The sequence below is a fragment of the Taurinivorans muris genome (assembly GCF_025232395.1).
GTDB classification, from domain to species: domain Bacteria; phylum Desulfobacterota; class Desulfovibrionia; order Desulfovibrionales; family Desulfovibrionaceae; genus Taurinivorans; species Taurinivorans muris.
On the sequence record NZ_CP065938.1, the window covers coordinates 1,445,530 to 1,458,553 of the forward strand.

Annotated in this window: 8 protein-coding genes, 1 other RNA gene and 1 pseudogene; 2 read left to right on the forward strand and 8 right to left on the reverse strand. The window is 35.6% G+C overall.

Features of this window, described 5'->3' with window-relative positions:
- Positions 1–378 (reverse strand): phage head morphogenesis protein, encoded by a 378-nt coding sequence (locus tag JBF11_RS06830; protein WP_334314742.1) that lies wholly within the window; start codon positions 376–378, stop codon positions 1–3.
- A 229-nt stretch (positions 379–607) separates the two neighbouring features.
- Here JBF11_RS06830 and ssrA point away from each other — a divergent pair.
- Positions 608–987: a transfer-messenger RNA gene (gene ssrA, locus JBF11_RS06835) on the forward strand.
- 1,164 nt (positions 988–2,151) lie between these two features.
- Here ssrA and tnpA read toward each other — a convergent pair.
- The 7 genes and pseudogenes from tnpA to JBF11_RS06870 all read right to left on the reverse strand — a co-directional run.
- Positions 2,152–2,402, reverse strand: a pseudogene (gene tnpA, locus JBF11_RS06840) (IS200/IS605 family transposase); the annotation flags it as partial.
- Between the two features lie 163 nt (positions 2,403–2,565).
- Positions 2,566–3,651: a coiled-coil domain-containing protein gene (locus JBF11_RS06845; protein WP_334314743.1), complete on the reverse strand. Its 1,086-nt coding sequence runs from the start codon at positions 3,649–3,651 to the stop codon at positions 2,566–2,568.
- Positions 3,644–4,069, reverse strand: coding sequence for a Panacea domain-containing protein (locus tag JBF11_RS06850; protein WP_334314744.1), 426 nt, complete (start codon positions 4,067–4,069; stop codon positions 3,644–3,646). The genes JBF11_RS06845 and JBF11_RS06850 overlap by 8 nt, the downstream gene beginning before the upstream one ends.
- Before the next feature lie 161 nt (positions 4,070–4,230).
- Positions 4,231–5,847 carry a type I restriction-modification system subunit M gene (locus tag JBF11_RS06855; protein ID WP_334314745.1) on the reverse strand — a complete coding sequence of 539 codons (1,617 nt, stop codon included), beginning with the start codon at positions 5,845–5,847 and terminating at the stop codon, positions 4,231–4,233.
- A gap of 4 nt (positions 5,848–5,851) precedes the next feature.
- On the reverse strand, positions 5,852–6,985 hold the full coding sequence (locus JBF11_RS06860) for an AAA family ATPase (protein WP_334314746.1): 1,134 nt from the start codon (positions 6,983–6,985) through the stop codon (positions 5,852–5,854).
- Positions 6,975–8,183, reverse strand: a complete 1,209-nt coding sequence (locus JBF11_RS06865) for a restriction endonuclease subunit S (RefSeq protein ID WP_334314747.1) — start codon at positions 8,181–8,183, stop codon at positions 6,975–6,977. Before JBF11_RS06865 ends, JBF11_RS06860 begins: the two co-directional genes overlap by 11 nt.
- On the reverse strand, positions 8,170–11,163 hold the full coding sequence (locus tag JBF11_RS06870) for a type I restriction endonuclease subunit R (RefSeq protein ID WP_334314748.1): 2,994 nt from the start codon (positions 11,161–11,163) through the stop codon (positions 8,170–8,172). The genes JBF11_RS06865 and JBF11_RS06870 overlap by 14 nt, the downstream gene beginning before the upstream one ends.
- Before the next feature lie 417 nt (positions 11,164–11,580).
- Between JBF11_RS06870 and brnQ the strand changes: the two genes are divergently transcribed.
- Complete coding sequence (gene brnQ, locus JBF11_RS06875; RefSeq protein WP_334314749.1) at positions 11,581–12,870, forward strand: branched-chain amino acid transport system II carrier protein; 1,290 nt, start codon at positions 11,581–11,583, stop codon at positions 12,868–12,870.
- Positions 12,871–13,024: the final 154 nt, after the last annotated feature.

Consider the following 13,024-nt stretch of genomic DNA (forward strand, 5'->3'; position numbering starts at 1 on the left):
TCATTTTTTCACACTCGGAACGATCAGCCGGAAGCGGCAGTTGCAATTAATAAGCTCTCCGGGCATTACCCATTTGTTCACGTCCTTGTCGTACATGCCCTTGTTCAAATCAAAGGGCTTGCCATCAAAATGCTTATGGGTTTCACGGCTTGTTTTCGCCCCTGGAATATGCACCCAGCGAGCCTTTGTTATGCCCGTTTCCAAGGCTCTCGCCCGGGAAATGGTTTGCATGGCTTTATTGGTTTGGTCGCGGGCTATGATTTTGGCTTTGCGCTCCGAAACGCCGAAGCGTTCCGTAAGCTCTTTGCGGATGTATTCCATGTCCCGCCCGTTTTTCACCGCCTGCATGATTACTGTCTGCACTTGGTCGAAATACATGGTGTGTATGCTTTTTATGAGGTTCACATTTTCGGCGACGGTCGCCTACAAAATATCGTTCAGCTGCCGTGTCATCCGAAAATCGACGGTAAAGCCTTCTTCCTTCAAAATGGATTTCAGGGAAACGGCAGCCCCTTTTTCCGCACGGCTTGCGAATTTTTTATTACAAAAAACACTTTACTTTTGAAAAATAGTCATTATAATTAATAATGTGGTAACTCCCCCAAATGGGGGCGCATTGGCTTCGACGTGGATAAAGAAGCCAAAGTTGCAGGTCGAGGTGCCGCTGGCCTCGTTAAAAGCGGCAACAATGTAATTGCAAACGACGATTACGCTTACGCATACGCTGCTTAATTGCAGTTATGCCCTTTGGGTTCAATAAGCAACTCACGTCAATCTAGGAAATGTCTGATATCTTAGTGCGATGTCATCCTATCAGGCTGGCAGAACCTTTCGCCTTGCGGGGGAAATGCGAGAACTTACACAAGGCTAACCATGGACAACCGGTTTGAGGGTGACGTGCATGGTGATTTCATACTCAAACTAAACCTGTAGACGCTTTGCGTGGATTGTTCGCGGACGGGGGTTCAACTCCCCCCGCCTCCACCAAACAGAAAAATTTTTCAGTCCGAAAAAATATTTTTACCCATAATATTCAACATATTATGGGCATTTTTTTGTCCTATACTGTCCGATAAGATCCTGCCTAGTCCATATACATGGGGGTACACCATGGTAAATTTAAGCCTGAAACCTGGTATGATAGTTCAAAATGTATACGCGGCATGATTAAAAGTTAATAAGTTTTTCTTATTAATTCCTAATCATTAATATAAAATTTTTCTCTATAATGTATGTAAATGAAACTATATTAATGGGCGATGAACGTTTTTTGATAATAAACACATTACAAGCACAATTTCAGATACGCTTGAGGAACCTGTTGAATTTGTGAGAAAAAACAGCCGAACAAAGACGATTATTGACGATAACGGGCGGCAAGCAAACAAAAAGGAATACCCCATAAAAACAGTGCGTAAGGCGACTTTGAATGCCCTTCCTCTCTGTGATTACAGTATACATACCAAGAATACGCCGATTAGTTTGGTGATGTACCGTGACCGAATGGAAATTATCAAAACCAGCGGGATTTACGACAAGATTTCTGTCAATGACCTAGATAAGATGCGTTGACACAAGAACCCCACGATTTGCTGGCATTTGGAACAATTGAAAACTGCTAAAAATAGATATTCCGGTATCATTATAATGATGTAGAAATTTGTAATAGATAGACTTCCTGAACCAATTTTCAGTATTTGGTACAACAATTTTAAAGTAACCATGAAAAATAACCGTTGATAGAGAAAACAGCACAAGCGAACAAAGTATACTGGAATTTTGCAAAGCCCCACGCACACGCAAGGAACTGATTGACTTTACAGGCAAATCCCGCATCTATACTATGGATAAACTCGTCAATCCCCTCATCTACACCGGCAAACTCAAACTCCCCAACAAACCCAAAAGCTCAAAACAGAGATATGTGAAAGGATAAAAAATTGCGATTATATAACAGGTAATAGAAGCATATAAAATTTTTGAAAGAAATAAATTAAATTCTATTAAAAGTTAAATAAAGACCACCGGCTAAGCCGGTGGTTTTCTCAAGCCCTGGAAGGGCATGTTACTGGCTTGCGCCTTAAGGGCTTTGAACGGTTCGCCAATCGCATTACATTCACAAGCGGCTGCTAAAGCAGCTTACTCATTGCCTTAGGAATTCTTGCCACCCGTAAACGGGGCGTAATACTCTTTCAGCGAGTATTGGTCATTCATCCTATCTTCATTTAGTTGATTTTGGATATATGCTTTTACCGCCTCTTTATTGCGCCCGACTGTATCGACGTAATAGCCTCTGCACCAGAAATGCCTGTTCCGTATTTATATTTCAGATATGCATGTCTATCAAATATCATCAAAGAACTTTTTCCTTTCAGATACCCCATAAATTTGGTATGAGATAAACTTTGACTGTCTTGCATAAGACACTGTCCTCCTTTGGTGTTATGATTGACGAACACATCGAAACATACCAAAGGAGGACAGGCTTGTATCTAAAGATTTTTATTCCACCAGCTTAGCTGGTGGTTTTTTTGAGCTAAAGCGCACAAAAAAGAGATAAATAAATCAATCTGATTTACTTATCTCTTTTCCTTCTGTTACTGCTTCAATTTTTTCTTTTATAGTAGGAGTAAGTGGCATATTATCTAATTTTAAATCAACCTCTATCTTGTTTGTTTTTGGGTTTTCTTTAATAAATCGTTCATTTCTTGTTTCAACAACACCATTACACCAAGCTTTTATTGTAAAAAATAGTAATAAGATAATAATAATATTAGGTAATAAACAAGTTCTTATATCTAAACTATTACCTTTTATAATTGTAAGAACAAAACTAAATAATATATATAAAACATTAATAAGAACGCAGCCAAGTAACAAACAAGTGAATACTAAACGATAAATAGAAACATTATCAATATTATTCAATATAGAACTTGAAAATGTTGTACCAGCTGTAAAAGCAACAATAACAGCAGCAAAAATAGATAAAATTCCAACATATTCTTTTTGAAATCCTTCAATTTTTGATTTTAATCTAGTTACCTTTTTTAGCTCTTTATCATTTTGCAGAGTTAATTCTTTAAGAGTGTTTTGTAATTTTCCAATATTTTTTTTCTCATTATCATATTGTTTAGTTAAATTAGTAAGATTATCTTGTAATTTTTCAATATTTTCTTTCTTTTCTTCATATTCATTTTTTAACTCATTTATTTCTTTTCTTCCTTTCTCTAATGCATTCAATGAAAGATCATTTTCTGCATAACGAGCATATTCAAGATTTATATGATCAAAAAGTTTTACTAAATTTTTATAAATATTTCTTTGAATTCTATTTTGACTAGAAATATTTTCTTTATATTTCAAATAACTATCTTTTAATAAACCAATATTACATATTAAATTTATTATTGAATTTTCATCCCTCTCTTTTATAATTCGATAAAAAGTAGAATAAATATCGGAGTAATAATGTCGAAACTGATATTCTTTACAGGAGTCATTTGTTATATTGTTGTTTAAATAAATATTTTCTAGTCTTTTATAATAAACAGAAAGATTATTTTTTTCTATAAAAGAAGCAGATAATTCAAAGAGAAGATTTTTTAAATCTTCTCTTTTTTTATTGTCTTCAGTAACAAAATCATCCATTACTTTTTATTAACTCTACAGGAATTGTATTATTAAATTTATTATCTTGGTATACTTTATCCCAAGCACTATTAGTTGCATGAGTAATTCTTACAAGTTCCCAAGGATTTTTTTGAACATTATCACTAATTACTTTATCAACCAATGATTTATTAGGGATATCATTTTCTATCTTAGTTGTATCATATACAATAGAAATAGGCATTACACCAAAATTACAATATTCATAATAAACAGTAGGAACAACAGGACCAAACTGCCAAGCTTCTATTCTATCATTAAAGGCAACGCCCATGTTTTTTTGCAAAAATTCCTTTTGAATAAAATACAAAAATTTTTGGAGTTGCAAATTACTTATGGGGATTCCATCACGCGTGCATTTTGTAATAATATAATGAGCCAAATCTAATGCTTTCATTTAATTACCCCCTTTATCATTTTTTCATTTTAAAACGTTCTATATTTAAATTTTAAAACATATATCTTGATAGTCAAGATATATGTTTTTATATATGATTCTAATTCAATTAGCCTACTTGATTTTAAAAAAATTGTAAAGAATATTTTAAAAGCCGTCCTTTACCTCAGTTCCTCAAGTCCCAGTTCGCGGAGAAAAACGTTATGTTTTTCTTTGGCTTGAGCGATTTGCCGCTCCAAATCGTCAAGTTCGTTTTTAACGGCTTTCAGATCGATTATTTCCTCTTCTTCGGCGGTGCTGACGTAGCGTGAGATATTGAGGTTAAAGCCATTTTTTTCGATTTCATCCATGAAAACCATGCGGGAATAGCGGTTTTCCTCGGTTCTGTTTTGATAGGTTTCAACAATTTTATTAATATGTTCATCCAACAGAACATTTTGTCTTTTGCCTTTTTCATAGTTTTCGGCGGCATTGATGAAAAGCACGCCATCATCACGGCGGCATTTTTTCAGCACAAGGATACAAACAGGAATACCCGTGGAGTAAAAAAGATTTTGGGGCAGTCCTATTACGGTATCAATTTTATTTTCTTCCAAGAGTTTTCGGCGTATCCTTTCTTCCACTCCGCCGCGGAACAAAACACCGTGGGGCAGAATAATTGCCATGGTTCCTTCTTGGCTTAAAAAATGGAAGCCGTGCAGAAGAAAAGCAAAATCTGCGGCGGATTTCGGGGCAAGTCCATAATTTTTATAGCGGAAATCTTGGGCAAGGCTTTCATTTGGTTCCCAACGATAACTAAAAGGCGGATTTGCCACTATGGCGTCACACTCTATTTTTTTACCAGGGTTCATTTCTCCGAAAATATCCCATTCGTTAATAAGGGTGTCGCCGTGAAAAATTTCAAATTCATTGTCTTTCACGCCGTGCAGGAGCATATTCATTCTTGCGAGGTTGTATGTGGTGATATTTTTTTCCTGTCCGTAGATTTTGCCGATGGCATTTGTCCTCATTTCTTTGCGGACATTAAGAAGCAAGGAACCTGAACCGCAGGCAAAATCCAGCACGGCATTTAAATAATTTTTTTTCTTATGCGGTTCACGGCAATCGCAGGTGACGATTTTAGACAGGATTTTTGAAATTTGCTGGGGTGTATAAAATTCTCCTGCTTTTTTGCCTGAACCTGCGGCAAACTGTCCGATAAGGTATTCATAAGCGTCACCGAGCAAGTCCCGCTCATTGGGAAATTCGGAAAGTCCCTTGGCAATTTCCGTAATGACATTGCAGAGCATGGCATTTCTGGCAGTATAATTTTTTCCAAGCTTTTCGGAATCCAGATTTACTTCAGAAAACAAGCCCCGAAAGCTGACTTCAAAGGATTCGTTTTCAATATATTTAAAACCGTTCTGCAATGTTGACAATAAATCATTGCTTTGGGTGCGGGCAAGTTCCGTGATATTGCTCCATAAATAATCGGGCTGAATAACATAATGGACTTTACGCCGCATTTGTTTTTCAAACATTTTAGTATCTTCTTTGTTTTTTTCATACCACAAAGCCAGAGGATTTTTAAAGGTACTTTGACTAAGTGCCTGTTCGCAGTCTTCATATTCTTTGCCCAATTCTTTTTTTACGGCGTTTTCGTAGTTATCGGAAAGATAACGCAAAAAGAGAAAAGACAGCATATAATCGCGGAAATCGTCAGGGTTCATTGCTCCGCGCAGTTTATCCGCTATATTCCACAGGGTCTTGCCCAATTCTTTTTGCATTGTTTCTATCATAGTGTTATCCTAATTTTCTCACTGTATTTTTATTAAATTTATAATTTTTTAAAAAATCATAGAATAATTCTTTAAAGTTCTGCTTATTATCATCTACCATTTCAACAGGCTCAAACAAAGAATGTCCCCCATGTGACATAGAATGCAATAACCGACTATATATAACTTTTTTACGTTCTTTATCTCTTTCACTGTCTTCATCAACAATAATACAATCCCCAAATTCAGTGTAACCGTGAAAACTGGCGGTTTTTTCCAATAATGTCCGTAACGTATTAAAGTGATATGTATATAATTTATCTTCTCGAATTGCTGAATCTAATCCTGCTAACAAAGCTATGTGATGAAAAAAAGGTGTTCCTTCAATATTAACGATTTTAAATATCTTTTTACTTTTTTTATAATGTAAATACAGTTTAGCAACTTCATTTGATTTTTTAAAAAAATGGCTGATAACATTAAAAAATAAAGAGTGATGTGTTGAAATTATAAAACGTATACGTTCTTGGTGCGTCATAATTTTATTAATCTGATACGCAACATTTATTGAATTATGTTCATCAAGAGAAGAAATCGGGTCATCAATATAAATATATTTCACCCATCTATAGGCTTGCTCTCCATCAAGAGCAAGCTGAACTATTGCTAAAAAGAAGCACCATTTAAAAATATTTTCTTCTCCACGAGAAATTTTAATATTTTCTTCTATCATAGTTTCCGAAAATTCTCTATAAAAAGAAACTTGTGAATTATTATAATCAATTTTAAAATCAAAGTCAGCAAGTTCTCTTAAAAAAAACTGTATTTTCTCCTCCATTGGGAGCTCGTGAAGACCATTAAAAAACTTTGATTGGCTATTTAAGCGTAAAACTCTTTGATTATCATTTTCTAAATCATTATCCCAAACGAACAAATCTTCAGTAAAAGCATTAAAATATAAGGTATCCCTTTGTAATTCTTCAGGTTGATTTTGATTTAATTGTTTTCCTATGTTTTTAAATTCCATAGACAAACGAGTTTTACCTGTTCCGTTATGGGCAAAACAAATAATATATTTTTTCTTTTCCAAAATATCCCGATAATGCTGTGCTATTTCAGACAAAGAATTAAACTCTTGAACTGATGTATTAGTTGACATCTCCCACCCCGTTTATATTTGGAAATAAGCCTTGCAGTAAGCCTTTTTTATGCTGTTTAAGCTGTTCTATTTTTTGTCGTTGTTTTTCAATCAGTTCATCAACACCGGAAAGAAAATCCGCTATTTTTTGTTGTTCTTGTAAATTTGGAATTAAAATCTTCAAAAATTGATAAACTGAAATATAATATCTTTTATGCTCATCTGCTGAAAAATTTTTTAACTGCAATAATTCAAAAATAAATTTTAAATTATTATTTCCAATAGATTTCAAAATTTTTATTGCTGAAGATTTTACCTTAAATGAAAAAATTACATATTTTTTATCGGTAGTAAAATCATCAAAAATAATTACTGGCACGTTATTATAAATATTATTTTTTTCATTAGTATATCCTAAGATAAAACTTTTGTTGGCAGTTAAAACAGGAGTTCCTATCCCTTGTGAATGCATCTCTTCTACAATATAATTTGTTGGTTGCTCATAACAAAGAACATCTTTAATCATTTTTTCTTCCCATTCTCCTCTGTTTTGGAACTCGGGAAAACGCCATTCGGGAACGCGGCTTTCTCCTTGGGGGAAAAGTTTTTGCAATAGTCCTTTTTTATATTTTTGGAGTGCTGACAGTTTTTTTTCTTCAAGGTCAAGCAGTTCATCAAGGGACGCAAGACAATCCGCTATTTTTTGTTGTTCCGCATAATTTGGCAATGCTAAAGGCAGCTCAAATAAATGCCTTGTGTCAAAACTTAAAGCACCGTGAGCCCTTGCTCCAACCTCAATAAATTTTTTTAACCATTTCCCATGATAGTTAATTTGGAAAAGCTGGTCTAAAAATTGCGGAACAAAATAATCTTTATCTATTGAAAAACAAACAAAAATACTATTAGGCAATGCCGCTTCATCATAATCTTTCAGCATTGCTATATAACCTTGCGGATATTGCTTGGTTGAACTTTTATTATAAGCAAAATCAAATTTATTAATAACAAAATAATTCTTGTATGAATTTCCTGCTATTTCTTTTCCAAATTTTTCAACTTGAGGAATTAACCCTTGTCCTGCTGTAACACTTAATAATAAGTATTTTTTATCTTTTGCTCTTTTAGTTATTTCAACCGCAATTTCTCCTAATTCCTTAATTTCCCATTCACCTGAGAACTCGGGAAAACGCAGTTTCGGAACTATATTACTTGTTTTCATAGGCTCCCAATCCTGAAATCTCTTTACCGTCATTGAGCTTATACAAAAGGGGCGTTAAATTGTCCATTAAGGCTATTTCTTTTTTTGCCCGTTCACGCCAGCCAAGCTCCAAGGGAGCAAAAAGCTCTGTCAGTTTTTCCGCGTCAAAAATATCCCTTTTGACAGTTTCATCCACAAAAGCCTGCAAGGCCTCAAGAGCAAGATTAAATTCCTCTGCCAAAGCAAGAATGGCATTTTTGATTTTATTTTCTTTAAAAAGCAAATAACCCTGCTTGATTTCTTCTTCCGTAAGCGGGGTATTTTCTTTTAAAGACAGAATATAATCTCTTATATCTTCTTTTTCGTCCATGAAATTGGAAGTGGAGAAAAGCAAATTAAGCAGTTCTTTTCTGGACATGACCACTTTCTTATCAGGCTGGGTAAAGTCCGCAATAAGTTTCATGATATAATCATAATCAATGATTGCGGAAGAAAACAGCACAAATTCAAAATCCGTCTGTTCTGCACTTTCTTTTTCCGGAGAATCTTCCTTATACTGTTTTTCCCGCAGTTTTTGGGCTGTTTCCAAATATTTGCTGCGGAAAGAAACGTGCAACGCTTCGGGCAGAAGATTTTCGATTTCTTCTTTTTCTTCCTGCTCCAAGTCCGTATATTGGTCCAAACGGGTTTTTAAACGCTGTACTTCCTTAAATGCATTGATAAAACCACAGCGGGCAATATCACCTTTTAAATTGTCCACGTCTTCGGGTTTAAAGTCCAAGCCTTGATTTTGCATGAAGTTTTTCAATGCCGTTACTTTTTCGTGCAGCTGTTCTATCACCTTGGGTGCAGGGTCAACAAGCCAGATTTCTTTTGCATTGTCGGCATTGTCTTCGCCTGAAAACAGTTTAATGGCTTTATCCACTTCTTCGCCCTGCTGTCTGAAATCCACAATATTGCCATAGGGTTTTGTATCGTTCAAAATCCTGTTCGTACGGGAAAATGCCTGTATCAGTCCGTGATATTTCAAGTTCTTATCCACATACAGCGTATTTAAAAATTTGGAATCAAAGCCCGTCAAAAGCATATCCACCACAATGGTTATGTCTATTTTTTTCTCTTTATATTCACTGCTCGGATATTGCTGATTTTTTATGCGCTGCTGTATATCCTGATAATAGGCGTCAAATTCTTCTATGACGTGAGCTGTGCCGTAGCAGGCATTATAATCTGCCATAATCTTTTTCAGGGCGGATTTTTTGCCTTCAGGGTCTACTTTGTTGTCTTCCTGTTCTTGGAGCAAATCTTCCTGTATTTGCATGGTGTCTTTGTTGCCCTCGGCAGGAGGGGAAAATACGCAGGCTATATGCAGGGGAACAAAACTCGGATTGCTTTGTGCTGTTTCGTTTTGTATCTGCTTAAAGAGTTCATAATATTCTATGGCGTCATTAATGGACGCTGTGGCAAAAACCGCATTGTATTTTTTGGAAAAAGTCAGGGCATTGTGCTTTTCCAAAATTGTTTTGATAATGCTTCGTTTATAATTTTTATCTTTGGGGTTTGCAGTTTCTGCGGATTTAAAATATTCCACATGGAAACGCAAAACGGTTCTGTCTTCTATTGCATTGGTGATAGTGTATTTATGCAGGCAATTTTGGAAAATGTCCTGTGTTGTTTTGTAGGAAGCCTGCATGCCCGAAATTTGGCGTACTACGGCATTGTCGGGAAAAATCGGCGTACCCGTAAAACCGAAAAGCTGGGCTTTTGGGAAAAATTCCTTGATAAGCTGATGATTTTCCCCGAATTGGGAACGGTGGCATTCGTCAAAAATAATCACAACCCTTTTGTCACGCAAAGGTTTTAAAATTTCCGCATAAGTTTCTTTGCCCTTGGTTTTGCGTTTCTCGTTGCGGACGCTGTTTTCATTGAGTGCCAAGCCCAATTTTTGTATGGTGGTTACAATTACTTTGTCTTTGTAATCATCGGAAAGAAGACGGGTTACCAAAGCGGCTGTATTGGTGTTTTCTTCCACACAGCCTTTTTGAAATTTATTAAACTCATCTCTGGTCTGTTTATCAAGGTCTTTTCTGTCTACCACAAAAAGACATTTTTCAATATCTTCGTTTTCTTTTAAAATCGTGGACGCTTTAAAAGATGTCAGCGTTTTTCCGCTGCCTGTGGTGTGCCAGATATAGCCGTTGCCGCGGTTCTCGTCTATGGATTTGATTATGGCTTTTACGGCATTTATCTGATACGGACGCATAATCAGCATTTTTTGTTCACATTCCACCAAAACCATATATCTGCCGATCAGTTCCGCAAGCTGACAGCGCTTTAAAAATGTTTTTGCAAAATCAAACAGATTGGAAATTTTTTGATTGTTTTCATCGGCATATTGATAAATCGGCAAAAACAGTTCATCGGCATTAAAAGAAAAATGCTTGCTGCGGTTATTGCTGAAATAATAGGTTGACCCTCCGTTGCTTACTATAAAAAGCTGCATAAAACATAAGAGAGAATTAAAATAACCGTTGCCGGGTTCGTTCTTGTAACGGACTATTTGCTCCATTGCCTTTTTGGGACTGCTTAAAATGCTTTTCAGCTCTATCTGCACCAAAGGCAAGCCGTTTATCAAAATAATCACGTCATAGCGCTGAAAAGAATTTTCCGTATTTATGCGAAGCTGGCTGACTATTTCAAATTCATTTTTGCACCAGTCTTTTGTGTTCAGCAAATCAAAAACTAAAGGAGTATCGTCATCACGCTTGAATGTGTTTTTCTCACGCAGAAACTTGGACGCTTCAAAAACATCGGAAATGGTCAGCATTTCTTTCAAACGGGCAAATTCAGAATCAGACAAATGGCAATAATTGCGCTTTTCAAAAATCCTGCGAAAATTCTGCTCAAGATTTGCACGGTCTTTTATATCGTTCCTATAAGTATATCCATGTTCTTTAAGACTTTCTATAAAATCTTTTTCAAGTTGTGCTTCATTTTGCATGGAAATTTACCTCATAGTTTAACTTTAAAAAGTTTAAGTGTTTTTCGCACTAAAGGCAAGAGAAAAAACAAGGAGTTTTGTTTAGAATTTATTTGATTTTTGATTGTTTTTTTAGTTTATCTATTAGCTATGATGAATGGATTATTTTTATAGTAACTGCTTATAAATTATTACCCTGTACACAACCCTGTCCAAAAAATTTAAAAATAATTTTTATTCCTTATTATAGATAAAAATTTATTTATTGAAAACATAAATATTAAAAAAATATTCATTGACACCGGTTATTATCTTGGATTAAATTTTTATGCGCTGATAACATATGATAATTATGTATAAACGAAGCAAAAAAGTCTAATTATGAGGAATCCTCCTATTGTTAGGCAAGAGCACAGGTCCTGCAAAAGGGGGATTTTTATGAACAAGAAAAAAGAAGCGGTGGTTTTAGGATTTGCTTTATTTGCCATGTTCTTTGGAGCGGGCAATCTTATTTTCCCTCCCTCTTTGGGAATTGCCATGGGAAAGGACTGGTTTTTAGCCGGAATAGGATTTTTATTAACAGGCGTGGGACTTCCGTTATTCGGCGTTTTGGCTTTTACAAAAGTCGGGCGGCTTGAGAATTTTTCCATAAAAATATCTTCTCGGTTTAACACGCTTTATTGTACGGCACTTATCCTTGTCATCGGGCCTTTATTTGCCATACCGAGAACCGGCTCAACCACATTTGAGATGGGGGTTCTTCCGTTATTTCCGAATACAGACCCATTTTTATTGTCAGCAATTTCTTCTGTTTTATTTTTTGGGGCAACCTATCTGATTGTTATTAAAGAATCAAAACTGACTGATATTATAGGGAAATTTATTACACCTGTTCTTCTTATTATTTTGGCTGCCATAGCATTTTTCGGCATTACGGGTGACATTGGAACTGCTGTTGATAAACACGTTACGGGCGTTTTTACCCAGGGTTTTGTCAATGGTTATCAGACAATGGATGCCCTTGCTTCTGTTTTGTTCGGGGTAATTATTATTAAAGGTCTTGAAGGGAAAGGGATAACAGAAGAAAAAGAACAGCGATATTTTCTTACAGGTGCAGCGTTTATTGCGGCAGCAGGGCTTGGGTTTATTTATTTCAGTCTGATGTTTTTAGGCTCTAAAATAAGCGGAGCGGGAACATTTGAAACAACAAGTTCTGCCCTCTATCTTGCAGAAGTAACCCTTGGATCAGCGGGGAAAATACTTTTTGGTATTTGTGTTGCCGCTGCATGCTTTACAACAGCTGTCGGGCTTGTTGCCATATCCTCTGCATGGTTTTCAAGACTTACACGTATCAGATATAACGTGTGGGCTGTCATTATATGTGTATTTTCTGGTCTAATGGCACTGGGAGGGGTTGATTTTATCATAAAACTTTCTATCCCTGTTTTATGTATCTTATATCCCGTAACAATCATCCTTATTCTTTTAAATATTTTCGGAGTAAAAAATATTTTGGTTTACAGAGTTGCAACATATACAACTCTTATTGCGATTACTTTTGAAGTAGGGGCTCAGACATTCGGTCTTACGGGAATTTCTGAATTTCTAAAGGTAATTCCTTTGGCCGATGTCGGTTTCATATGGATTATGCCATGTATTTTAGGAATGATAATCGCTTATTTTATTACACAAATAAGAAATGGCGCAAAACAAAAAACAGAGAAATAGGTTATAAAAATCCACAAATTAAAAAATCGTGAAAAACCAGAGCAGTTCCGTTAATTATTAAAAAATTTTTCAGGAAGAGAACCAAACTTCTCTCCCCGTCCCTTTCTCAAAACGTTTTACACTATTATTTCATAGTTACAGTATTACAGCTATA

Coding starts and splice junctions, on each gene's coding strand:
- JBF11_RS06830 (WP_334314742.1), bottom strand. CDS start 378: ATGTATTTCGACCAAGTGCAGACAGTAATCATGCAGGCGGTGAAAAAC.
- JBF11_RS06845 (WP_334314743.1), bottom strand. CDS start 3,651: ATGGATGATTTTGTTACTGAAGACAATAAAAAAAGAGAAGATTTAAAA.
- JBF11_RS06850 (WP_334314744.1), bottom strand. CDS start 4,069: ATGAAAGCATTAGATTTGGCTCATTATATTATTACAAAATGCACGCGT.
- JBF11_RS06855 (WP_334314745.1), bottom strand. CDS start 5,847: ATGATAGAAACAATGCAAAAAGAATTGGGCAAGACCCTGTGGAATATA.
- JBF11_RS06860 (WP_334314746.1), bottom strand. CDS start 6,985: ATGTCAACTAATACATCAGTTCAAGAGTTTAATTCTTTGTCTGAAATA.
- JBF11_RS06865 (WP_334314747.1), bottom strand. CDS start 8,183: ATGAAAACAAGTAATATAGTTCCGAAACTGCGTTTTCCCGAGTTCTCA.
- JBF11_RS06870 (WP_334314748.1), bottom strand. CDS start 11,163: ATGCAAAATGAAGCACAACTTGAAAAAGATTTTATAGAAAGTCTTAAA.
- brnQ (WP_334314749.1), top strand. CDS start 11,581: ATGAACAAGAAAAAAGAAGCGGTGGTTTTAGGATTTGCTTTATTTGCC.